This window comes from Rhizobium sp. K33, from assembly GCF_056501445.1.
This window is the reverse complement of the sequence record NZ_CP096478.1, coordinates 2,150,944-2,175,686: the sequence shown is the minus strand read 5'-3', so window position 1 is coordinate 2,175,686 and position 24,743 is coordinate 2,150,944. Positions and strand designations below refer to the sequence as shown.

Annotated in this window: 17 protein-coding genes; 13 read left to right on the top strand and 4 right to left on the bottom strand. The window is 59.4% G+C overall.

The features are described 5' to 3' along the window. The first annotated feature begins 3 nt into the window (after positions 1-3). The 10 genes from M1E12_RS10715 (at position 4) to paoC (ending at position 6,819) form a co-directional block, all read left to right on the top strand. The gene (locus M1E12_RS10715) at positions 4-420 is read left to right on the top strand and encodes a secondary thiamine-phosphate synthase enzyme YjbQ (RefSeq protein ID WP_479564697.1); all 417 of its coding nucleotides are present in this window, start codon (positions 4-6) and stop codon (positions 418-420) included. Positions 421-569: 149 nt separating this feature from the next. Continuing rightward, the gene (locus tag M1E12_RS10710) at positions 570-938 is read left to right on the top strand and encodes a hypothetical protein (protein WP_479564696.1); all 369 of its coding nucleotides are present in this window, start codon (positions 570-572) and stop codon (positions 936-938) included. Between the two features lie 265 nt (positions 939-1,203). Next, a complete protein-coding gene (locus tag M1E12_RS10705; protein WP_479564695.1) occupies positions 1,204-1,350 on the top strand; it encodes a hypothetical protein in 147 nt (48 codons plus the stop codon). Further along, positions 1,347-1,649 carry a hypothetical protein gene (locus tag M1E12_RS10700; protein ID WP_479564694.1) on the top strand — a complete coding sequence of 101 codons (303 nt, stop codon included), beginning with the start codon at positions 1,347-1,349 and terminating at the stop codon, positions 1,647-1,649. Before M1E12_RS10705 ends, M1E12_RS10700 begins: the two co-directional genes overlap by 4 nt. A gap of 27 nt (positions 1,650-1,676) precedes the next feature. Then, a complete protein-coding gene (locus tag M1E12_RS10695; RefSeq protein WP_479564693.1) occupies positions 1,677-1,994 on the top strand; it encodes an ATPase inhibitor subunit zeta in 318 nt (105 codons plus the stop codon). A 244-nt stretch (positions 1,995-2,238) separates the two neighbouring features. Further along, positions 2,239-2,601 (top strand): hypothetical protein, encoded by a 363-nt coding sequence (locus tag M1E12_RS10690; RefSeq protein WP_183954670.1) that lies wholly within the window; start codon positions 2,239-2,241, stop codon positions 2,599-2,601. Positions 2,602-2,808: 207 nt separating this feature from the next. Continuing rightward, the gene (locus M1E12_RS10685; RefSeq protein ID WP_136540905.1) at positions 2,809-3,051 is read left to right on the top strand and encodes a hypothetical protein; all 243 of its coding nucleotides are present in this window, start codon (positions 2,809-2,811) and stop codon (positions 3,049-3,051) included. A gap of 99 nt (positions 3,052-3,150) precedes the next feature. Then, complete coding sequence (gene paoA / locus M1E12_RS10680) at positions 3,151-3,669, top strand: aldehyde dehydrogenase iron-sulfur subunit PaoA (protein ID WP_479564692.1); 519 nt, start codon at positions 3,151-3,153, stop codon at positions 3,667-3,669. After that, positions 3,666-4,616, top strand: coding sequence for an FAD binding domain-containing protein (locus M1E12_RS10675; RefSeq protein ID WP_479564691.1), 951 nt, complete (start codon positions 3,666-3,668; stop codon positions 4,614-4,616). Before paoA ends, M1E12_RS10675 begins: the two co-directional genes overlap by 4 nt. A 4-nt stretch (positions 4,617-4,620) precedes the next feature. Further along, on the top strand, positions 4,621-6,819 hold the full coding sequence (gene paoC, locus M1E12_RS10670; protein ID WP_479564690.1) for an aldehyde oxidoreductase molybdenum-binding subunit PaoC: 2,199 nt from the start codon (positions 4,621-4,623) through the stop codon (positions 6,817-6,819). Between the two features lie 138 nt (positions 6,820-6,957). Here the strand turns inward: paoC and M1E12_RS10665 are convergent, their stop codons facing one another. From M1E12_RS10665 to M1E12_RS10655, 3 genes are all read right to left on the bottom strand, one after another. Beyond that, positions 6,958-8,085: a hypothetical protein gene (locus tag M1E12_RS10665; RefSeq protein ID WP_479564689.1), complete on the bottom strand. Its 1,128-nt coding sequence runs from the start codon at positions 8,083-8,085 to the stop codon at positions 6,958-6,960. Positions 8,086-8,262: 177 nt separating this feature from the next. Continuing rightward, positions 8,263-8,943: a 4'-phosphopantetheinyl transferase family protein gene (locus M1E12_RS10660; RefSeq protein ID WP_479564688.1), complete on the bottom strand. Its 681-nt coding sequence runs from the start codon at positions 8,941-8,943 to the stop codon at positions 8,263-8,265. Further along, positions 8,940-13,577, bottom strand: a complete 4,638-nt coding sequence (locus M1E12_RS10655; protein ID WP_479564687.1) for a MupA/Atu3671 family FMN-dependent luciferase-like monooxygenase — start codon at positions 13,575-13,577, stop codon at positions 8,940-8,942. Before M1E12_RS10655 ends, M1E12_RS10660 begins: the two co-directional genes overlap by 4 nt. Positions 13,578-13,948: 371 nt before the next feature. Here M1E12_RS10655 and M1E12_RS10650 point away from each other — a divergent pair, with 371 nt between their 5' ends. Together M1E12_RS10650 and M1E12_RS10645 are read left to right on the top strand one after the other, a co-directional pair. Beyond that, positions 13,949-15,160, top strand: coding sequence for a glycosyltransferase family 4 protein (locus M1E12_RS10650; RefSeq protein ID WP_479564686.1), 1,212 nt, complete (start codon positions 13,949-13,951; stop codon positions 15,158-15,160). A gap of 84 nt (positions 15,161-15,244) precedes the next feature. Beyond that, positions 15,245-16,585 (top strand): oligosaccharide flippase family protein, encoded by a 1,341-nt coding sequence (locus M1E12_RS10645; protein WP_479564685.1) that lies wholly within the window; start codon positions 15,245-15,247, stop codon positions 16,583-16,585. Between the two features lie 171 nt (positions 16,586-16,756). On the opposite strand, the gene M1E12_RS10640 is transcribed toward M1E12_RS10645, so the two are convergent. Further along, the gene (locus M1E12_RS10640; protein WP_479564684.1) at positions 16,757-17,965 is read right to left on the bottom strand and encodes a glycosyltransferase family 2 protein; all 1,209 of its coding nucleotides are present in this window, start codon (positions 17,963-17,965) and stop codon (positions 16,757-16,759) included. Between the two features lie 263 nt (positions 17,966-18,228). On the opposite strand from M1E12_RS10640, the gene M1E12_RS10635 reads away from it, so the two are divergent. Next, positions 18,229-24,684: an SDR family oxidoreductase gene (locus M1E12_RS10635; RefSeq protein WP_479564683.1), complete on the top strand. Its 6,456-nt coding sequence runs from the start codon at positions 18,229-18,231 to the stop codon at positions 24,682-24,684. Positions 24,685-24,743 lie beyond the last annotated feature (59 nt).

Sequence of the window (24,743 nt, the reverse complement as noted above, 5' to 3'; positions counted from 1 at the left end):
GACATGGCAATGCTGCGATTGGCGATATCCACCCGGGGACAGGGGCTCTATGAGTTCACCGACGCGGCACGCGACTTCCTGCGGGGCAGCGGCGTGGACGAGGGCGTGATGACGATCTTCGTTCGCCATACCTCCTGCTCGCTCCTCATCCAGGAGAATGCCGATCCTTCGGTGCAGACGGACTTGAAGGCCTTCTTCCGACGCCTGGTGCCGCCGACCACGGATCCGGCGATGGACTGGATCATCCACCGCGACGAGGGGCCTGACGACATGCCGGCCCATATCAAGGCTTCATTGCTGCCGGTCTCGTTGTCCATTCCCTTTGCCGAAGGTCGGCTGCTGCTCGGAACCTGGCAGGGCATCTATCTCTTCGAACATCGCGACAGTCCGCATCGCCGCGAGGTCGTTCTACATGTCTGATGCCTCTCTACCTCCGACGCCAAAGTGAATGCTGGCTGAATGCCGGATTCGGTCTGCATTCAGACGGTCTCTCCTATCCTCACATCAATCGCTCGAAACGGCGGGATGGAAACGACGGCGCCGGGATGCGCCCTTCAAGGAGAGAGAAAATGTTCGGCATGCTTCGCAAAATCGGTCTTGCTGCTCTGGTCTCGGTGGTGGCGACGACGGGCCTCACGTCCACGGCGTCTGCCGATGGTTTCGGCTGGGGCGTCTATATCGAAGGTCCGCGTCATGGCGGCCATGGCTGGGATCGCCCCGGTCACCGCCCGGGTTGGGATCGTCCCGGCTGGGATCGTCCGCGTCGGGGTGAATGCCGTCCGCACCACGCGGTCGAAAAGGCGCGGTGGAATGGGCTGCGTCGTGCCTTTGTCGCAGATGTGACGCCGCGCCGGGTTGTCGTGGCCGGCGTTCGCCATGGCGGCCGTGACCGCATGGTGTTTGCAAATGTCCGCGGCTGCCCGGTCATCCGCTACTGACGAGATGGCTGCGGCGCTGACCGGCTTTTGCCCGAAGGCTTGAGCCTTGATCGCCCGTCGCCCGGGCCATGCAAGAAGGGGCAATCAAGACCCCGCTAGCATGGCCCGATCTTTTTTATATCGGCATTCCCTAATGCCTTGAAGACGCCCGAATCGATCGCCATATCGCGGTCAACCCGCTGGTCCGGGCCCCTCTGGCAAAAGCTACCGGCGCTTTTGCGATGTCGGACCGTTTCGACACCGCTGCCGGTCCAGGGACCAGTCCGTGAGACGCCACCATTCCATCCAGATTTCTCCGGGGCGCTTTCCTGCGCTCGATGACACCTATGTGCGTCCGGGGCAGCCGAAACCGCGCTTGCAGACGCCGCGTGACATGGTCACGCTTGCCATGCGTCCGGAGGGCATCCGATGATCGCCGACTGGATTGCATCAATCTTTGCCCTCTTCGTCGTCGATCCGATCGAGGCCGATATCCGTCAGCGGTTGGAACAGATGCGGGCGCCCGTCGAGGTAGTCACGCAGGCAGGCGACTGTCTGCGCACGACCGGCCCCTTGCTGATCGAACGCGCGACGGGCGATCTCTGGTGGGCGGGCACCACGGTGGTATCTCTCGCGACCGGCTTTACGAGCCCGGCCGAATTGCTCGATGCTGGCAACCCCACTTGCGCCCCGATTGCGAGCTATCTTTTGTCTGCCGAAGGGGAAGCCTGATTGATGATTGAGGAGGAGATCCAGTCCATGCCCTTGAGTGTTGCCACCACCGCCAGCGCCGTCCATCCGCATGAGGAAGACGGACTCGGCAGTATCCGCGCCCGCCGCAACCTGCTTGCCGGATACTGGGCCGGTTCGCTGATCGGTTTTGCCGGCGACGACCTGGGCCGCTATGCGCGCGACCTGCACATGGTCGATCACGTGGTGAGCGGAGACAGTGACGTCATCTCGCGTCTTTCGCGCGATCTTGCCACCGCCGGTCACAATTTCAGCAAGGCCGATATCGAGGCTGCCCTGCGCCGCTTTCATGCGCAGGCCCTGAAGGACACCGGCTGCACGGAATAAGCGCGCCCAACCCTTCAGCCCGTTTCAGCCCACCTTGAAAGGTGCTGCCACGCTTTCTCCAAAGCGGGCGGCACCTTTTGCGTTGTCGACGCCGGAAACTTGACGTCTCCGTCACGCACACTTCCTCCCGCCAGACGTCAATTCCATCAGTCTCGGCGCATATGCGTTGTTTCCGCCGCGCAACGCGCTACACTCCCTCCTGTCAGCATGAACACGCTCGGGGAGGAGCAATTCTATGAGACGCATGTGGCCGGAGGAACTGAGCGCAATTCTCGATGATGCGGAAGAGGTCACGCTGGAAAGCCCTGGGCGGCAGCGCGATGATGGCACCCATAGCGAAGCCATCCGTCGGCAGGCGTTGAAGGTGCGGATGACGCAGGCCGATTTCGAGCGCGTCTGGCCGCTCGCCGAGGCGCGGTACCGGCTGCAGGGCCGGTTCGCCGGCAAGGCCATCACCCTGATCGTCAACAATCCCCATTATGGCCCCTGGCACCCGGCCGACGGCGGTACGGTCGACAACGTCTCGGACAGCGGCAGGGCTTATTCGACGCGTTATGTCGTGGCCCATTTCCTGCTCGACGATGTTCGTGAGACGGTCGATGCCTGATTGATACGTGGCGGGCAGGCCTCCGCTTACCTTGGCCAGCCCGCCACCTATTGAACCCTGGCGTTTGTTTCAAACCCAGTTTCAATGTCACGCTCCGAGGAGAGCGTGGCCTTCCGACGCGGCTAACTGCCCGCCGGACGCGGACTGCTCATTCTCTCGGAACAATCTCGTGCCTTCTGCCCTTTCCCGACATCGGGAGGCGCATGAATGCTAGGTAGCGATATTGTCAAAGAAGATGTGGCCGAGTTCGTCTCACGGCTCGAGCCGATGACCGATGACGAGGTTTTCGCCGTCATGAAGCAACTCGAGGACCGCAGCGAAGCGGGGCAGGGCGACACGGACGAGATCCTGTCGCGGATTGCCCTTGTCGAGGAGGAGCTCGATCGGCGCTTTCCCGGTCAATTGCTTGCCCCTTATCTCACCTGGAAGAAAAGCCGATCCACGATTTGACAGTCGCCAAGTCCCGGTCAGACTGGCTTTCGCGCTTACGACCATCCCATTCTCCATAGCCTTCCGTCCCAGCCGGCCCCTCAGACACCAGGACATCCCATGAGTTACACAACCAAGCTTTCCCTGACGGTCAACGGTCAGTCCCAAGACCTCGACGTTGACAACAGGACGAGCCTGCTCGACCTGTTGCGCGAGCATCTTCATCTCACCGGCACAAAAAAAGGCTGCGATCACGGTCAATGCGGTGCCTGTACCGTTCTCGTCGATGGCCGGCGCGTCAATTCCTGTCTGACCCTGGCGGTGATGCATGACGGCGACAAGGTGACGACGATCGAGGGACTGGGAGAGCCAGGCGATCTCCACCCGATGCAGGCGGCCTTCGTCAAGCATGATGGCTTCCAGTGCGGTTACTGCACGCCGGGACAGATCTGTTCCTCCGTCGCCGTGCTCGAGGAGATCGCGGCCGACATTCCAAGCCACGTGACGGACGATCTGACCGCAAAGGCGGCGCTCACCGTCGACGAAATCCGTGAACGCATGAGCGGCAATATCTGTCGTTGCGGTGCCTATTCCAACATCATCGATGCCATCACCGAAGTGGCGGGAACACGCGCATGAGAGCCTTTACCTTTGAACGCGCCACCTCGATCGAGGCGGCCGCACGCGTCGTTGCGTCCAATCCGGATGCCAAATTCATTGCCGGTGGCACCAATCTTCTCGACCTGATGAAGCTCGAGATCGAGACACCGACCCATCTGATCGACGTCAACGGTCTCGGTCTCGCCGAGATCGAACAGACGGAGGAGGGCGGTCTGCGGATCGGCGCCATGGTGCGCAATACGGATCTCGCCGCCCATGAGGCGGTGCGCCTTAATTATCCGCTGCTCGCACGCGCGCTCCTGGCTGGCGCCTCCGGGCAGTTGCGCAACAAGGCGACCACGGCCGGCAACCTCTTGCAGCGCACGCGCTGTCCCTATTTTTACGACACGAACCAGCCCTGCAACAAGCGTCAGCCGGGAAGCGGCTGTTCCGCGATCGGCGGCTTCAGCAGACAGCATGCTGTGGTGGGCGTGAGTGATGCCTGCATTGCCACGCATCCGAGCGACATGGCGGTTGCCATGCGGGCTCTCGATGCGATCGTCGAAACCATGACGGCCGATGGCGACCGCCGCATGATCCCGATCGAAGAGTTTCATCTTCTGCCGGGTGATACGCCGCAGATCGAGACCGTGCTCACGCAGGGCGAGATCATCACCGCTGTGATCCTTCCGCCTCCCATCGGCGGCCGGCAGATCTACCGCAAGGTGCGCGATCGCGCGTCCTATGCCTTCGCGCTCGTATCCGTCGCAGCCGTCATCCAGCCCGACGGCACCGGCCGGGTGGCGTTGGGTGGCGTGGCGCACAAGCCCTGGCGGGTGGAGGAGGCGGAAGCCCATCTGCCTGACGGGGCTCGCGCCACGGCGTCTGTGTTGCTGGCAGAGGCACGACCGAAGGAGCAGAACCGATACAAACTCGATCTGGTGGAGCGCACTCTTGGCGCCGTGATCGCCGAGGCAAGGGGATAAGGCCATGAAGTTCGACAAACCCGCATCCACCAATCCGATCGACACGCTCAAGGTCGTTGGCCGACCGACGCATCGCATCGACGGCGCGCTGAAGACGAGCGGCCGAGCCACCTACGCCTACGAACATCACGAGCCGTCCCTGCGCTATGCTTACGGTTATCCTGTTGGGTCGGCGATTTCCAAGGGGCTCATCACCTCCATGAATGTCGATGAGGCAAAGAGCGCGCCCGGCGTCATGGCCGTCGTGACGACGCTCGAGGTCGGCGACCGCGAGAAGGGTGAATACAACACCGCAAAACTCTTCGGCGGGGCGGAGGTCCAGCATTACCACCAGGCGATTGCACTCGTGGTGGCTGAGACGTTCGAACAGGCGAGGGCGGCTGCAGCACTCGTTAAGGTCGAGTATGAGGAGCACGTCGGCGCCTATGATTTGACCGAGGGGATGAAAACGGCTGAGAAGCCGAGCGAAGACGATGAGCCGGACAGTGGCCATGGCGATTTCGACAAGGGTTTTGCCGAGGCCGAGGTGACGATCGACGCCTACTACACGACGCCCGACCAGTCGCACGCGGCCATGGAGCCGCATGCCTCGATCGGTCTTTGGGAGGGCGATCGGCTCAAGATCTGGACCTCGAGCCAGATGATCGACTGGTGGCGCGGGGATCTCGCGACCTTCCTCGACATGGACAAGGAAAAGATCCACCTGATGTCGCCCTATATCGGCGGCGGCTTCGGCGGCAAACTCTTCCTGCGGGCCGATGCGGTTCTCGCCGCACTCGGCGCGAAGGCGGCCGGATGCGCCGTCAAGGTGGCGCTGCCGCGGCCGCTGATCATGAACAACACGACGCACCGCCCGGCGACGATCCAGCGGATCCGGATCGGCACCACTGCGGCCGGCAAGATCCAGGCCATCGCGCATGAAAGCTGGTCGGGCGATTTGCCCGGCGGCAAGCCGGAAACGGCAGTGAACCAGACCCGTCTCCTCTATGCCGGCGAGCACCGGATGACGGCGATGCGTCTTGCAATCCTTAACCTTGCGGAAGGCAATGCCATGCGCGCGCCCGGCGAGGCACCGGGCATGATGGCGCTGGAGATCGCAGTCGACGAGATGGCGGAGAAGGTCGGTATCGACCCGGTGGAGTTCCGGATTATCAATGACACACAGGTCGATCCCGAGCATCCCGAGCGGCCCTTTTCCCACCGCGATCTGGTCGGCTGTCTGAGGCTCGGCGCCGAGCGTTTCGGCTGGGGCGACCGCGGCCTGCCCGGCACACGGCGTGAGGGGAACTTACTGATTGGCACAGGTGTGGCTGCCGCATTCCGCAACAACCTCCTGGTGCCATCAGGGGCGCGCGTGCGTCTCGAAAAGGATGGCCGCGTGACCGTCGAGACCGACATGACCGATATCGGCACGGGCAGCTATACCATCATCGCGCAGACAGCCGCGGAGATGATGGGGTTGCGCGTCGCCGATGTGGATGTCCGCTTGGGCGATTCCCGCTTTCCGATTTCCGCCGGTTCCGGCGGTCAGTTCGGTGCCAATTGCTCGACAGCCGGCGTCTATGCGGCTTGCGTGAAGCTGCGCGAAGCCGTGGCGCAGACGCTCGGCTTCAATTCCGACGAGGTGGTCTTCGAAGACGGCAAGGTGCGTGCAGGCAATCGCTCGGTCGCCCTGTCGGAGGCTGCCGCTGCCGAGGAACTGGTGGGTGAAGACACGATGGAATGGGGCGACCTTTCCAAGACCTACCAGCAGTCGACCTTCGGGGCGCATTTCGTCGAAGTCGGTGTCGACGTCTATACAGGCGAAACCCGGGTGCGCCGCATGCTGGCGGTCTGTGCGGCGGGCCGTATCCTCAACCCGATCACGGCGCGCAGCCAGGTCATCGGCGCCATGACCATGGGGGTGGGCGCGGCGCTTTCGGAGGAACTCGCCGTCGATACGAAGCGCGGCTTCTTCGTCAATCATGATCTCGCAGGCTATGAAGTCGCGGTTCATGCCGACATCCCGCACCAGGAGGTCGTCTTCCTCGACGAGACCGATCCCATGTCGTCGCCGATGAAGGCGAAGGGCGTTGGCGAACTCGGCCTCTGCGGCGTGTCGGCGGCCATTGCAAACGCGATCTACAACGCGACCGGCGTTCGGGTGCGCGACTATCCGGTCACGCTCGACAAGCTGATCGGCGGCTTGCCGGAGGTGGCTTAAGCGAAGGCGTCACGATTAGGAAGTCGTGGTTCTTGAGTGGGCGGGCGGACTATTTCAGGTCCGCCCGGTTTTAGTCTTACCCACAAGAAGGCCCACAAGCTCCGAACGATTATGCGGGCCGCCACGCAATATCGTGGTCTAAGATGCCTGGGCGAAACGGAGAAAGTCCATCATCCGCCGCAGTTTAGCGCGAACGAAACCCATGTCGGGGCGATTGTAGGTTTTTTCGATATAGCCCGTGTAGTGGGACACAAAGGCCCAGCTGACGGTCTGGCCGCATTCTGCGCCGAAGGTTGGTTCCTTGCGACGAATCTCATCGACGAAGTTGGCTGCAAACTTCTGTACCGTCATAGCTTGATCAGCCGGGACGTTGCCCGGAGGTTGCTCTGATGGCAGGCCGCCATAGAGTACGGCAGCTGTCACGGCAGCCACGAAGCGAGAGCCGAGTGGCGTCAGATGGACCCTGTCGGAAAACAAGGTATCGGTGAGATCGCTGCCTCTCCGTCCCTCAAATCCAGGCTGGTCCGGGTTCTCTTTGAGGTGTTCTACCAATTCCGCGAGCGCCAAGGACGCCGGGATCATCCGTATTGGTCGGTTTCCACCACCCTCAATGCCCTGATTTACATCGGCGACAATGCATTTCCACACCGGCCATGCCGCGCGCTCGTAAGCGATCCATTCCGTAGGGTCGGCTTTATCTGAAAGGTCGATCCAGGGAGTGAAAAACAAGACGTCTGCCTGCGGATTGAGCGTGGTGAAGGCATCCCGATACGTTCTCAGATATTGCTTCGTCCCCTGCCAGACGAGGGAGTCCAGGACGCGATGCTGCTCGGTAATCAGCAGAGCTTCAAACCGGTCTCCGTTATCGACAGCCGATTTCAAGATCGCTTGGACATCCGCTGGGCTGCCGTCGGCGCGTTGACCGTGTTCAAAGCCGGACCACGGCCTTGATGGGTCCTGGCCAAGGGAGCGGTCCCTGATCGAGGAGCCGTCAGCAAGCTGCCCCTCCCACGAAGTCGCCAATCCGGAGGCCGCTGCAATCTCCTGAAGGTCGTTCAGCATCGCGCGTGAAGTGAGACTGTGACCGGAAACGAATAACCTCTGCTTGCCGGCCATTTCTCGCGGATCGGGCAAGGTCGCGTACATGCGAGTTCTCTCTTCTGTCGGGGCTCTGGAAAGCCATGTCACGGACATCAGGCCAGCCGCGATCACCACCATGCCGACGCCTGCGAGCACGAGGCGGCTGCGAAACGTAATCACCCTCATTGCCTCATCAATCCCTCACAGCGACGGATGAACTGACGTCTGGTCGTCGATTTCTCCGTGGCGAAGGCGATGTGCTTGATCTGGGTGTCCGTTGAAAGAAACACGCCGTCAACGCATCTGCCGCGTTGAGGAGCCAGAACTGAGCTGTTCGGTGGAACCATACTGTCTTCACCCGCTCTATGCATGCGGGCCCTCTGCCACTGGTACGGTCACACCGGTGACAATGCAGCCATGGGCGAAGGCTATGCGCCCTTCGAGGGTCGATCCTCTGCGGAATGGCCCGACATCGCGCTGAAAACTCGCCTGAAAGCACCGTTCGGATAGTGTGATCTCGATGTCCAGAAACTCCAGCATCTCCCCTGTCAGGGGATACTGGCATTTGTAAACGGCTTCTTTGGCACTGAACAGGATACGAGCCGCTAGAAGGCACTGGTCAGCTGGTTGGTCGTCCAGTGCTGCTCGCTCACGGGGTGAGCAGATTGTATCGAGAAGATCAGACGGCAGATCCTCGGCGGGTTCGACGTCCACGCCGATCGCATCACAGGTCTCTCCTTTGCGAGCGACCGCAGCGATGCAAAACGAACTACAATGGCTAATGCTTCCGATTAGATGGGCTGGCCAGATGGGTGATCGATCTGAAGCTGCCGGTATTGCGACCGACGGTTCATCCAGCCTTTCCATGGCTTGCCTCGCACAGGCCCGTGCTGCGTGGAATTCGCGCTTGCGGCTTTCGACCGCACGTTCCACGTATCTCAGTTCCTGGGGGTGCGCCCTTATGCTTGCTGAACGCGGGTCCGTATGGGCCAACGCCACGCCCGGACCGAGAAACTGCAGCAGGGTGTCGTTCTCGGCTATCATGTCCGCAATCTGGCGAGCGCCGCCCGTCTGTCACCCAATGCCGCGCGACGCGCTGCGGCTCTGTCTGCGACTTGGTTCAGCCGTTCATCCGCCTTTCCGCGGTCGGCAAGATGGGCTGCCAGCGCTCCGATCGTCGGGAAGCGAAACACGTCCGTGATCGTCAGGTCCGGTGCGATGCTCGCCTTCAGATCCCGGTGCAATTGCACAGCGAGGAGAGAATGGCCCCCAAGCGCAAAGAAGTTGTCGTTCAAGCCGACCCGATCAAGGCCGAGCGTGCGACGATAGGCTTCTGCAAGGTCTCGCTCCAGCGTGTTTTCCGGCGCAACGAAGACTTCGCTTGGTACAGGCTTTCTCGCTTCTTCGGGTTTCGGAAGCGCCTTTCGGTCGACTTTGGCGTTCGGCGTCATCGGGAATGCGTCCAGCACCACGAAGTGGGCCGGTACCATGTAATCCGGGAGCTTCTCCGATAGGTGTCGACGCAGACCCTCTTCATCGACCCCCGACTGGCTCACGCGCAGATACGCGACGATCCGGACGTCGTCCGCACGATCTTCTCTCGCGACAACGACACATTCAGCCACGCCGGGGAAGGTCGAGATCAGGGTCTCGATCTCGCCAAGCTCGATCCGATAGCCCCGGACCTTCACCTGGTGATCGGCACGACCCAGGAATTTGAGGGTTCCGTTCTGGCTACGGCATGTCAGATCGCCGGTGCGGTACATGCGCCCGGGAGCAAACGGGTTTGGCAAGAACCGCTCGCGAGTTAGATCCTCGCGATGCAGATAGCCGCGGGTCACCCCGTGCCCGCCGATATAGAGTTCACCGGGCTGGCCAGGTGCCGTCAGACGGCCATATTGGTCCAGCACATAAAGCTGCGTGTTGGCGATCGGCTCACCGAGCGGCACGACGCTGTGCGACATGTCGGCAGTCATGGTTGACGACCAGATGGTTGTCTCCGTCGGGCCATACATGTTGGTGACGGTCGCGGCGGTGACGGACCTGATCTCCTGCAGGAGCGAGCCAGTCAGCGCCTCTCCGCCGACGAAGAGGTGATAAATCCGGGACAAAGCTGCCCTGTCGGCGTCGTTGACCAGAAACATGCGGATCATGGACGGCGTGCATTGAAGATGCGTCACACCATGACGAAGTACGTCTTCGTGAAAACTCAGAGCCTCGGGTTCGGTCTCAGCGATAGGACGTGACGCCGCACGCGCTTGTGCCACAACTCCGGCTAGCGGCTTGAGGCGCTCCAAGACCAGCGCGGAGGGAACGCCGAAATCGATGAGGCAGGCAATCTCGTCTACGCCGATATCTATGAGCTGGCTGATGCGAGCCATGGCATCATCGGGCGTGCCGAAGAGCCCACTGTCCTCGAAGTAACGCAGAAACGCGAACTCCAGGATGCTGTCCAACTCATCAGCGTCGAGTGTCTGAAGATCGATGTCGTGGGCAGCCGTCGCGCCCACCGGCTTCTTGAAGGCTGGGAACGCCCAAGCGTATTGTTTGATCAGTGCGGCGGCACTCTGCAGGTAAGCCTTCATCGGCCCGCGGGCCGCTTCTCTTACTTCCTCCCGGTTGTCGCCGAGGAGGGTGTGCAGCATGAGTGTCACCTTGTAGTCGCTCGGCGAGCGGCCGCATTCGACCAGCGTTTCCCGGTAGATCTTGATTTTTGAAGCCAGTTCGTCAATCGACTGGCCAAGCAGGTGGGTCAGCACATGCGTACCGGCCCTTGCGGCTTCCCGATAGGTTTCGGGATTGCCGGCCGTCGTCAGCCAGACAGGTAGTTCCGCCTGCAGCGGCCGCGGCTGTGTTGTGACACCGACCTTGCCATTGCCCAGATCAAACTCTATCCGCTCACCCCTCCAGAGTTGGCGGACTGCTTCAATGCCTTGCATCAGCGCCATTTTGTTGTTCGGCGGGACATTTTCCGGGCGGAGAACGAAGTCCTCCGGCATCCACCCCGATGCAAATGCGAGGGCAACCCGACCATTGCTCAGATTGTCGATTACGGCCCATTCTTCCGCAATCCGGATCGGATGATGAAGTGGAAGGACGCAGCTGCCCGCTCTGATCGACAGGTTTTTGGTAACCGTCGCGACGGCGGCTCCGGTTATGGCCGGGTTCGGGTAGGGCCCGCCGAATGCGTGGAAGTGTCGTTCCGGTGTCCAGATGGATTGAAAGCCGTTGTTGTCAGCGAACTTGGCTCCCTCAAGAAGCAAATGATACTTGGCGGGTCCTGCGCCGTCGTCATTGCCCCAATAAAAAAGGCCGAAGTCCATAGGTCTTGAGCCTAGCGAACGGCTTGCGCCTGCCGCTGTCTGATTGGGCTTGTTTTGTGCAGAGTGTATGACGACCTTGAAACCTCGTGCCAAAGTCCAGAACAACTCAAGCACCGAGATGTCGAACGACAGGCTGGTGACAGCGAGCCAGACCGGTTGGCTATTGCGACCATAGTTGATCCGCTCGTCCATTCCGACGAAGAAATTGGCCACGTTCCTATGCTCAACCATCACGCCCTTCGGGCGGCCCGTGGAGCCAGACGTGTAGATTACGTAAGCAAGATTCTCACCCGAAACCTCGACAACTGGCTTGGTCGCGTCATGGGCTGGCGCGAGCAAGTCTTCAACGAAGACGGTTTGCGCACCGGCCTCATAAAGGGGTTCGGCGGTCATTCGGCTGGATAGTATGATCTGTGAAAGGCTATCCTTGACCATGAAGGACAGGCGGTCGGCCGGGAAATTGGGATCAAGCGGAAGGTAGGCCCCGCCAGCCTTCTGAATGGCCAGGGCAGCCACCACGAGATTTGTGCAGCGCGGAACGTTGAGCCCGACGATCATGTCGCGCCGGACGCCCATTTTCACAAGGGCTTGGGCAACGCGGTTGGCACGCTCGTCCAATTCGCGGTAGCTGATCTGCTCGTCGCGCCACGCGATTGCGATTGCATCCGGCGTTGCCGCCGCCTGCTGTTCGAACAGCGTATGCATGCATATCTCTGGATCGAATGGCCTTTCGCTGTCGTTCCAGACATTCTGAACGACATCCAACTCATCGTCCGCCATCAGCGCCACTTCGGCGACTGGAGTGTCATCGATTGCAAAAGCATTGGCGACCAATTCGATGCGCCGACCATAGTCAATGGCCAGTTCCGAAGCGAGCCGGGCCTCATCAATCACCAGGGAGATACTCCCATCGGTCTCATCGATGACAAAGGTCATGGCGCATCCTTCCAGGCCTTTGCCGTCGACCGGATGCTTGCCGTCAATGAGCCCAACGCTTAAGTCAGCGTGCTTGAGACCGGGATGCCTGAGATAAAGGTCCGCAAGGTAACTCCCTCGATCTCGAAGCTTCGCAATGCTCTCTGCCACTTTCTGCTGTGTCGTCGCTGCTGTGTCAGCTGGAGCCAGCTGGATAAGCAGCGGAACGGCGTCTGCAAAATAACCCGGGAATCTGCTTGTCAGCTCTGCGATTTCGGGTCCAGCATAGGCGATATGGAACCGGTCCTGTCCCGACATACGCGCCAGGAAAGCCACTATGGCAGCAATTCGCTTGTCATGCGGAATATCGGACGGGAATGCAATCGGGATCGTCTTGAGTCGCGCTTCACTCGACGGTCGATCCACGACATCAAACAGGTTGACGTCTTCGACCGCCGACAAACTCTCGACAAAATAATCCTCGTGCCTGACCCATTTGCCGACAGCTGCCGTCAGGTTTTCGATTTCCCCTTCGGAAAGAAGCGCAATGCGGTCTCCCGGACGCACACGGTCTGAGAGCTTCTGATCCGTTTGCCGCCCATGCTTTACGGCATCAACAAGAATGCAGCCCCGACCGGTAGCAAGTCTCACACCATCGGCGTCAACCGCCAGGACAAGGCCGGGCTCCGCGGAAGCCTCTTCGGAGTCGCAAATCGTAAGGCTGCGGACGACAAAGACTGCATCCTCGTGCCGTATCTTTGGGCAGACAAGGCGGTTGGTGTAGCCCGTCCCGAAATGAAGGCCGCGAAACAGGTTCGAGAGTTGCTCTGCCGGTTGATCTAGAAGAAGCGTGCCGGCTGCAACTGGCCGTTGGTTCTTTGCGTAGTAGGTGCGTTCTGACAGATCCTGATTGATGCGTCGCAGAGAATTTCCGTCGATCGCTTCAAGCAGCGCCGAGAAAGACTCCATGCCGGCCGCAAAGCACTTCGTATTGACACTCAAGCTCGTGTCGTCAGCGTCAATATCGAAATGGGCCTGCATCAGGATGCGGCCCTCGTCGACGCCCTCGCTGATTTCGTGCCACGTTACGCCGAAACGCTTTTGGCCCTCCATGACTGCCCAGGCCGGCGCGTTCAGGCCGGCATAACGGGGCAGGGGGCCGTCATGGAAATTGATCGCTCCAATACGGGCTTTTCGCCATATTGCTGAAGGGATCATCCGAAGGTTCGCAATGCTGAACAGATAATCGTAGTCTATGGACTCTACTTCGGCCTTGAGACTCTCGTCCCACTTCATCGTTCGTATCTTGTGCGACGAAGCCCACCTTCTGACAGCGTCGTTTGACGTGATGACCGCAGCAATCACGTGTTTTCGGTCGAGTATGAGTTGTCCGCATTGGATTAGGAGGGATTCATTGCCGATCAACAGGCATTTAAACATCCAGAACTCTCTCCTGCCTATCGTCCGTCACTCGGACACGCCTATACCTACGCATGCCCCTTCCATCTCTATAGCCTCAGCATCGCCCCGGCGGCTGCTACCGGAAATAGAGGAGCAAGCAACAACTTGACCGAAAATAGCTGTTAAATCAATTGTTAACTGCAGATCTGCAACCATGTGCTTCTAAGACCTCTGCATGATCCATTTTAAGGCATGTATTATTTGGTGAAGCCGTCCTTTACTCACCGGGTCGAGCGTAGTCATCTGTTCTAGAGAGGCGCGGCAGTTTTTCGCTGTCAGTCTGCTGGAATGATCCTATCAGCACTGTCGATATGATGGTGTCGTAATGCCGGTACTTGGCGAGGGCTGTGGTGAATATTGGTTACTTCCTCAACACCTATCCGGTGCCGAGTGCGACTTTCATCAGGCGTGAAATCGAGGCGATTGAAGCCCGTGGGCAGGTCGTGTTCCGGTTTGCGGCACGAAGTTTCGCGAACGCCCTCGTCGATGACAGAGACATTCTGGAAGCTTCGAGAACAGTCTACCTCCTGCAACGAGGCAAACTTGACCTCCTCAAGGCTCTTTGCCGCGTGGCTTTCCGCAATCCGCGAGGGGTCGGGCGTGCGCTCATTGCATCGCTCAAACTTCTTCGACAGGGGAAGTCGGGGCTTGTGCAACACGCGGCATATCTCATGCAAGCGGCCGCTCTTCTTGAAGAAGCACGCAATCCCAAGATCGAGCATTTTCACGCCCATTACGGAACGAACCCGGCGACCGTCGTGATGCTGTCGCATCTGATGGGTGGGCCGCGATACAGCTTCACGGCTCACGGACCCGACGAGTTCTTCAACGAGACCGCCGCCAATTTTGGGCTGAAGATCCAGAATGCAAGCTTCGTCGTTGCCATATCAGAGTACTGCCGGACCTTGTTGACAGACCGATGCTTGGCCCCGCGCGATCATGACAAGATCGTCATCGCACGCTGCGGTCTCAATCTCGATGAGTTTCAGGCATCCCAGCCAACGGCGCCAAACAATCAAACTCTGGTCTGTGTGGGACGGCTTTGTCCACAGAAGGGGCAGGTCCACATCCCTGCCGCCGTGGCTGCGCTCAAGGGCGAGTTTCCTGATCTGCGGGTCCTGCTCGTTGGAGACGGCGAAAGTCGCCGTGAGATCGAGGTGGAAGTCGCACGCCACGGACTGGAAGGGGGCGATTCCGTTGTCTTCCTGGGATGGGCGGCGAATGCGGACGTGAGACGCTTGATCAGTGAAAGCCGCGCCCTTTTGCTGCCGAGCTACCAGGAAGGCTTGCCGATCGTCTTGATGGAGGCTTTGGCTCTGGCTCGTCCGGTTATCACGACCAAAATCACCGCCATTCCCGAACTGGTTGATCCGAGTTGCGGCTGGCTCGTTTCCCCCGGGAACCACGATGAGCTTGTCGCTGCCATGCGCTCGGCGCTTCTTGCCTCACCGGAAGACCTGCTCAAGATGGGACTTGCTGGCCAACAGCGTGTCGCGCTCATGCATGATATACGTGATCTTGCAGAAGTACTGCACCGAAGCTTCGAAGCTGCCGTTCGCTGATCAAAACACTTCCTTCCCACCAAGGACCATACGCTTCCTCTTTTAGTCCCGCTCCCGGAAACCCGGCTGACGAAAGAAATACTGATGTCATCCATTTCAGAGAAACGACTTTTCAACGGTGTATTATGGACTGCGGGGACATTCGGCCTGACGATAACCCTCCGCTTTGCTTCGAACATCGTTTTGACACGCCTGTTGGCGCCGGATGTTTTTGGCATCCTGATGATCGTGATGACCGTAAAGGCGGGGACTGAGCTCCTCACTGACATCGGGATCGGACAGTCTGTCGTGCGGAACGAAAATGCAGAGGACATACGGTTTCGGTACACCGTCTGGACATTGCAGGTTTTAAGAAATTCACTGCTTTGCGCGGCGCTGTTGATCGCTTCCTATCCCCTTGGTGAATTCTATGAGGTCCCGCCGGGTGTCCTGCAACTTGGCGCCATCACCCTCATGGTCAGCGGCTTTTCGTCGACCGTACTCCACTATCTACAGCGGAACATGCAGTTCAAGCGGCTGAACATGTTCGATCTGCTAACCGACATTGTCACGTTCGTGCTCGTCCTCGGTTTTGCTTACTTTAGCGCCAACGTGTGGTCGATCATGATTGCAGGCGTGGTGGTTGCTTTGCTGCGCACCTGCGCGAGTTACCTCTTTCCACGCTCCCGTAATTGGTTCGCATGGGAGCGGTCGTATGTTTTGCAGATCCTCGACTTCGGTAAGTGGATGTTTCTGTCGTCGATGTTGGTGTTTCTCAGCAGCAATTTCGACAAGCTTTTCCTGGCGCGATCAGTGCCGCTCGCGGTGTTTGGCGTCTATGCCATCGCGCGCACGATCTCCGAACTGCCCGCGACCCTTATTGCACGCATCAGTTTTCAGCTCGTGTTTCCGCTGATGTCAGCCAATGCTGGAGCCGTCCGCAGCACATTGCGGCAACAAGTCGGACCCCTGCGTTTCAAGCTTCTTCTCCTCATGGCGGTTGGTGTGGCATCCGTTGTGGTCGTCTCCGATATTGCGATCGGTATCATCTATGATGCTCGATATGGGGAGGCTGGGTGGATGCTCTCCTTGCTCCTTATCGCGAGCTGGTTTGCCATTCTGGCGACCGTCAATGAGTACACGATGTTGGGGCTTGGCAAACCGGGGTTCGGGGTGGCGGGCAACATCGTCAAGTTGCTCACCCTGATCTGCATCACGCCCATCGGGCTTCATTACCTGGGCCTCCCAGGAGCCATTCTGGCCATTATCGCCAGCGAAATGATGCGTTACCTGCCGCTGCTTGCTGGCCAGATCTCACAAGACATGTCCTTTGTTCGACAGGACCTGCTCCTCCAAGCGATTTTCTTTTCAGTGCTCGCACTGCTTCTCTTAATTCGTATCGAACTCGGATACGGCACGCCTTTCTTGGGTCTTTGGCCCAATTGATCCTGCTTCGCGAGGCAATGCGCCGGAGCCCGATCCCTGCCTACCTATACGGAGACGTGGATTCCCGAAGAATGCCCCTGTCGTGGCTCGTGTGATTGCAGAATTGTCGGCTGCCCTTGGGGGCGTGACCTGCAAGTTTCGGGAGGTATCAGTTCGGAAGTGAGCTATGGCCTACTTGCCACTGCGGCTGCGATCGGTGCGCATCCAGCTCGTTGAGCGCAACCCGATGAAGTAGATCGGCGCCGCTATAAGTCGCGCCAGGATTAGCCAGACTGCACGCGCAGCGGAGCGCGGAGGCAGGAGTTCTTGCCCGAATTTGAGCCATGCGACGAACGTTACCGCCAGCGCCAAAGTCAGGTTGAACAGGGACAGCAAGACTGCTGCGGATCCCGCCTCGACAAACACGCTTGCCACCAAGTTCAGGACGAGGAGAAGGCCGAGGAGGAGAACGAACAAAGTCAACGGTGGGATTGCGGTCGCCACAGTCGCGAGAGCCGCAGTCACGTCTCCTCTAAGAACTGCGGTCGGTAGCGCGCGCAAGGCCGTCGCGATCAGCGAAATGTGGCCTTTAATCCAGCGGCCGCGCTGAGTTTTCAGTCCCGCCGTCGTCTCTGGGAATACACTCAGGACAACGGCCTGCTCGCAAAACTGCGGCGGATGTCCTGCAAGGGAGAGCTGCAGGCCCATCTTCATGTCTTCGGCAAGGTGTTTATCAGCGAGGTCCAGCTCCTTGATGGCCTGCCAGGGAAAAGCCATGCCACTGCCGGTCAGGTAACAGGGTAGGCCGAGCCGCTGGAGGCCCCGCTGTCTGACCCGGTTTTTCAGCATGAAAGCGAATTCGCTGATCTTGGTGCCCAATGGAGCACCAGCCGGCGCCTGCATCAGATAAAGCGATTGCACCGGCCGGCCGCTGCTCCAGGAGATCTCTGCCAGCAAACGGAGAGCGTCCGGTTGGGGGAGGCAATCCGCATCAATCACGATGACTATGTCCGGGGGCGATTGCGCGAGATAACGCAAACCAGCGTCGAGGGCAAAGCCCTTTCCCCTGTGCAAAGGATCATGCCGCTCAACGACTTCGGCACCTGCCGCGCGCGCTATGCTCGCAGTCGCATCGGAGCAATTGTCCGCAATGACCAGAAGTTTGTCGCCTTCGGTCATTGCCCGTCGAAGTGCGGCCAGCGTCGCACCAATCCCGTCTTCTTCATCGTGAGCAGGGACAAGAACGGCAACCCGTCGAGAGGCATCCGGGCCCGCCGGCCTGGTTCTCGGCTCTGGACGCAGTGCGGCCAAGATCTGTGCAGCATACATGATCACCAGGACCAGGACTGCAACGTTCAAAAGCAAGAGCGACAACGCGATGAGATGCTCAAATGAAGTCAAACATAGCTCCTCGCGTGGCTCCATGCGTTGGCCTTCGCGGTGGATCAATCGCCCGATCTGAAAACTTCGATGGATATAGTATCCGCGAAAAAATCTGTGTCAGCGTATGTTGCATTTCCAAGAGGGTCAATTCACATTCGTCGTGTTGGTTATATAAACTGCTGTTAAAGTTGACGTGCTTGGATCAAGTTCATCAGAAATTCTTGTTACGTGCAAACTGATGCAGTGTTGTGATTTTATGTCGTTTGAGAAGCGCTTGAAAAATGCAAGAACAGTTTGACGTGTCCCCGAACGATGTCGCTATAGTCGGGATGGCGCTTCGCGTACCCGGTGCAACGACAACAGATGAGTTCTGGAGCAATCTGCAAGCCGGCGTTGAAAGCATCCGTGCGGTTCCTGACGAAGAGGCCTTGGCCGCTGGTGAAACCGCCGCCCGGCTGGGCCATCCCAATTACGTCGCACGCACGGCTGATATCACGGACATGGAATTGTTCGACGCTGAATTCTTCGGGTTAAGCCCGAAGGAGGCTGCGATCATGGATCCACAGCATCGCAAGTTTCTCGAGTGTGCGTGGGAAGCCATGGAAGCAGCCGCGCGCACGCCCAATACAGTGGCCGGTCCGATCGGTGTGTTCGCCGGCTGCGGCATGGGTAGCTACTTCTATTTCAATGTCTGCAGCAACCCGCAACTGGTCAACGAGACCGGTATGTTTCTTTTGCGCCACACTGGGAATGACAAGGATTTTCTGGCGACGCGGGCGTCTTTCACTTTTGATCTCCGGGGGCCCAGCGTCAACATTCAGACCGCCTGTTCCACTTCGTTGGTTGCTGTCCATTACGCCTGCCAAAGCCTTCTGAATGGCGAATGCGACATGGCGCTGGCAGGCGGCGCCACGATCGAACTGCCGCATCGCAGGGGCTATGTCTTCCAGGAGGGAGAGATCCTTTCTCCTGACGGTCATTGCCGGCCGTTCGACGATCGCGCGGCTGGCACGGTCTTCGGCAGCGGTGCCGGGGTCGTGGTCTTGCGGAGGTTGGCCGACGCTATCGCTGATGGCGATATCATCCATGGCGTGATCAAGGCGTCCGCTGTGAACAACGACGGCGCGAGCAAGGCCGGCTACCTGGCCCCCAGCGTGACGGGGCAGGCGGAAGCCATTATCGAAGCGCAGGGGTTGGGTGGGATCGACGCCGAGTCGATCCAGTTTGTGGAGTGCCACGGGACAGGAACGGCCCTGGGCGATCCCATCGAAATCGAAGCTCTGACCCAGGCTTTTCGCCAGAGCACCAGCAAAACAAGTTTCTGCCATGTGGGCTCAGTGAAATCGAACATTGGCCACCTCGATACGGCAGCCGGCGTTGTGGGCCTTATCAAAGCGACCCTTGCGATAAAGAATGGCGCGATCCCTCCGACCCTGGGATTTGAGAAGCCCAATCCGGCTATCGATTTCGCCAACAGCCCGTTTCTGGTGAACAACCAACTGGTGCCTTGGCCAGCAGGAATGGGTCCGAGACGGGCTGCTGTGAACTCACTCGGGGTCGGGGGCACCAATGCCCATGTCATTGTCGAAGAAGCGCCGCGCCCAAGCGCCAAGGCCGCGATCGACGATGATGTAGCCAGCGTCCTGATCTTCAGCGCGAAAAGCCGCAAGGCCCTGGACGGGCAGGTGGGCCGAACCGCGCAAGCGCTGGCCGCAAATCCGGATCTGAACATCGCGGACACTGCGCATACCCTCCTGAAAGGGCGTCAGCATTTCGAGTATCGTCGGGTCGTGGCGGTGCGCGGTCGGGATGATGCGCTCGCTGCTCTTTCTGCCAGCGATGACAGGCGCTTATTCTCGCATTCAGCGCTGGACGGGACCGCCGAGGCGGCATTTCTATTCCCAGGCGGCGGCGCGCAGCATGTTGGGATGGTGCAGTGCCTGTATCGCCAGAACGATCGGTTCCGGAACTGGGTCGACGAAGGTCTTTCCTATCTGCCCTCTCTATCAGCGACGCAGATACGAGCGGCTTGGTTCGCTTCGGATGACAAGACAGACGCCGCGGAAACATTTCTACGCCCTTCGGTGCAGTTGCCTGCCATTCTCATTGCTGAAATCGCTACGGCGAGACTTTGGATGCACTGGGGGCTGAAACCGAGCGCGTTGATCGGCCACTCGATGGGCGAGAACGCTGCTGCATGTGTCGCCGGGGTGATGAGCTATCGCGATGCGGTCAATCTCGTCCACTTGCGCGGCCAGCTATTTGATAGCGTCGAGCCCGGCGGCATGCTCAGCGTGCCGCTTTCTGTGAAAAAGTTGCGGTCTCTGCTGCCATCGGAACTGGATCTGGCCTCGGTAAATGCGCCCGAACTCTGCGTTGTTTCGGGTCGCGACGCCGATCTTGATCGTTTCGCGAAAGCGCTTTCCGAGCAGGGCGTCGACACGAGCCGGATCCCGATCAATATCGCCGCGCATTCCCGAATGCTGGACGGCATCTTGCCTCGTTTCGAAGCGTTCTTGCGGGGAATCCGCTTGAATGTTCCCGACATTCCGATCCTCTCGAACCTGACGGGGCAGCTTCTGTCAGACGAGGAGGCGCGCGATCCGGGCTATTGGGTCAGGCATTTGCGTTCAACGGTTCTCTTTGCAGAGGGGATGGCCAAACTCACCGACAATCCGTCGCGGGTCTATATCGAGGTCGGCCCTGGACGCGCGCTGTCGTCGCTCGCGAAGGCGCAGCCGGGCATTGAAGCCAATCAGGTGATCAATACCCTTCCGCATCCCGAATACGAGACCGACGATCATCTTCATTTCCTTGCAGCTGTCGGGCGTGCCTGGGCACTTGGCTTGCCGATCGAGCCAGTCGATCCGGACACCACCACCAAGGGGCGGCTGGTCACATTGCCCACCTATGCCTTCCAGCGGCAGCGCTATTTCATTGAACGAAACGAGTCTGTACCTGCCAAGGAAGAGGCTGCTCAGCTTGTGCGTCATGAGAACATGAGCGACTGGGGTTATCGGCCCTGCTGGCGGCAAGAAGCGTCCGATGCGCCGGTAGGTGCCGAACCCGCACCTGCTTCCTGGCTGATTTTCATGGATGATGCCGGGTTGGGCGAGCGTCTCGCGACGAGGTTGCGAAACACGGGCCATCAGGTCACCACCGTGGCCGTCGGCGATGGCTTCGAGCAAGTCTCTCCACAGGCCTATCGCCTGTGCCCCGAGGACGGAAAAGCTGGGTACGACGCGCTGTTGTCAAGCCTGGTGGACGGAGCGGGCTTTCCCTCTCAAGTCGTGCATCTCTGGTTGTTGACAGCGGATGAACGTCACCGCCGCGGGTCGAGCTTTTTTGAAAGGACGCAGGAACACGGCTTCTACAGCCTGCTACACCTCGGCCAAGCGATGGGGGATGCTGGGGTAGAAGGTGCCCACCTGACGGTCGTGGCTAACGGCATGCAGCGGGTGGGGGATGAACCTCTGCCATATCCCGGTAAGGCGACCGTCCTTGGACCGGCTCTTGTGATGCCGAAGGAACTGGATGGGGTTACCGTCCGCGTGGTCGATATCGGGCTAGCGGCGCCCAAGCAGAAAAAACGGTGGCTGTCTGGCGGCCAAGTGTCTTCAGGGGATCTTGAGGATGAAGGCTTCGCGCTTGTCTGGGAGGAACTGTGTGCGTCGCCCGTAAGCGAAGTTGTCGCTCACCGTCGGGGACGGCGCTACAAGGCGGGGCACACGTCTTTGCCCCTCGCAGAAACGAGCGGTAAGCCGCAGTTCCGGACAGGTGGCGTCTATCTTCTAACAGGCGGGATCGGCGACCTGTCTCTGGTGTTGGCCCGAGACTTGGTTGAGCGCTATCGGGCGCGCCTCGTCTTGGTCGGACGAAGCAAGCTGCCCAAGCGGTCGGAATGGGAACTTTATTGCCGCCTGCATCGTAGCGATGACCGAATGGTGCGTGCGATCAGGGCCTTGCAGGACTTTGAGAAGTCCGGCGCAGAAGTCTGCTATCTGGAGGCGGATGTCTGCAACGAAGAACAAATGGCCACGGTCATCGCTTCGGCCAAGCAAAAGTTCGGTGCAATTCACGGCGTCCTGCATACGGCGGGCCTTGTGAAGGACAATCTCATCCAGGTTAAGTTGCCCGAAGAGATCGAACAGGTGATGGCGCCCAAAGTCTATGGGACAGACGTTCTGCACCGGCTTTTGAAGGATGAGCCGCTTGACCACTTCATCCTGTTTTCCTCGACGAGTACCGATATCGCGCCTGCGGGCCAAGTGGATTATGTCGCGGCCAACGCCTACTTGAACGCTTACGCCGAGAGCCAAGCTGCCGAGGGCAGGAAAACAGTGGCCGTGCATTGGGGCGTGTGGAACGAAGTCGGTATCGCAGCGCGTGCGATCCGCGAGAACCAGCGGCCGCAGAACTGCCGAATTGGCGACGTCTCTCAATCCACCTTGTTCAAGAGGTGGGTAGAAGACCTGGAGGGTAATGTCTGGCTTGAATTCGATGCCACTCCGGAAAGCCATTGGATATGGAACGAGCATCGCCTGGTTTCCGGACAAGCCATTCTGCCAGGCACGGGCTACGTCGAGCTCATGATGCAGGCTGTCATTGAGTACGGGTTGGTATCTGACGTCGACCTTGAGGATCTGGTGTTCCTCGGTATGCTTGATATAGCCGATGGCGACCAGAAACGCATACGCTGCCGGATCGAGGCAGAGGAGAACCACCTTCAGATCATTGTCGCTGCCGGTCCGGGCGCCCGTGCCGACGACCAAGCTCCATTCCGGGTCTATGCGGAGGCCAGGATCGTTCCGCGGACTCAAACTCCGTCGGCCTCTTTCCTTCCGTCGATTTCGACATTCGACCACGCTGACACGCGTTGGAATTCGACTGTCGAAGCGTCTGGCGGTGCAGCACTGAAATCCATTCAAGAGGGCCGAATAAACTTCGGCCCACGTTGGGGTGTGTTAAAAAAGCTATCTCTCGGTCAGGCCGAGGCGCTTGCGACGCTCGCACTGCCAGAACAATTTGCTTCTGATTTGGATGACGGCTGGCACCTCCACCCAGCTCTATTGGATATCGCAACCGGATTTGCGATGGAGCTGGTAGGGGAATATGAGCAGTCGGACGTCCTATGGGCGCCTATCTCCTACGGACGTATACGCGCATACGGTCGTCTACCCTCCGCCATACTGAGCCATGTGCGATTGGCGGAGACAGGACCAGCAGAGGCTGGATATGCGGTCTTTGATGTCACAATCACAGACCTCGACGGACGGGTGGTGCTGGAAGTCGATCGCTTCATCGTAAAGCGCTTGGCCGCCGACACGGGATTTGCCGCTGGCAGAGCGATCAATGGTGCTGGCCTTCGTGGTGGGGCAGAAAGATCCGAGGCTCCGGTTGCAGCAGACTTCGCATTGCAGGTTGGTCAGGGCATACGCCCCTCCGAAGGCTTCGAGCTGCTGGAACGTGCACTCGCTACCGGCAAGTCACAGCCCATCCTTTCTTCCTTGCCGCTTGACCGGTTGATCGAAAAAGCGGCGCGGCGAAGCGAGACATTGCAAAAAGACAGCATGCAGCTCTTTAGCAGACCGGATCTCGACACGAATTACGTTGCGCCACAGACTGAAACGGAATTGAAGCTCGCGAATTGCTGGACTGAACTGCTTGGTATCGAGCGCGTCGGCGTTCACGACAACTTCTTCGATGTCGGCGGTCATTCTCTGATCGCGGTCCGGCTGTTTCGGATGATCCATAAGATTTTCGGTGTCGACCTGCCAATTTCAGTTCTGTTCCGCGCGCCGACAATTGCCGCTTGTGCCGCCCTTATCGATCAAGAAGCTCCGGCGCATGCGGAGGCGCCTCTGAACGAAGGTGTCGGCGCAGCCGCCGAGGAACTGACGCATCTGGTCGTCATGGGGGAGGGGCCCAAAACCTGGCGGCGGCCGATTTTCCTTTGTGCGGGCATGTTCGGAAATGTCCTAAACCTGCGTTCGCTGGCCATGCAACTTGGACAGGAGCGACCGGTCTACTGCCTGCAGGCCAGGGGGCTTTATGCGGGGCAGGAGCCACATGAAACGTTCCAGGAGGCGGCTCGCGATTGTCTTGCCGAAATTCGTCGTGTTCAGCCGCATGGACCCTATTATCTTGGTGGGTTTTCCGGTGGCGGATTGATTGCCTACGAGATGGCCCTTCAACTGACGGCAGCTGGTGAAACGGTTGCACAGCTCTTCATGCTCGACACTCCACTGCCGACCAAGACGCAGCTGACCGTAATCGATCGGTTGTTGATGAAGGTGCAAGACCTGCAACGTGACCGTGGGCGCTTCGTCTTCAATTGGATCGACAGTCGGCGTCGCTGGGCAGAGTATCAGGCAGCGCGGGCGGAGGCGTTGGATGAAAAGCCAAAACAAGTGGAGCTTCACAACGAACGCGTTCACCAAGCCTTCCTGCGCGCGCTGGAACGCTATCAAGTCGTGCCCTACAGCGGAAATGTCGTTTTGCTCCGGCCGAAGTTGAAGATCCTTTATCGGATCACTGGCGGGCGGAAGCTGCAGGAGGGACGCAACATTGCGGTCCATGACAATGGCTGGTCGGACTATTGCGCCCACCTAACCATCGTCGAGGTGCCGGGGGACCATGATAGCATGGTGTTGAACCCGAATGTTCGCGTATTGTCCGACAAGATGCGCCAGCATTTGCGTCTGGCTGATGGTGAGGCGCCTCGGAAGCAGACCTGAGCTCACCCGCGCAGTCGCGCTTAGCCCCTCATCCAATCCCTTTGCTGATGCTTGAGGGG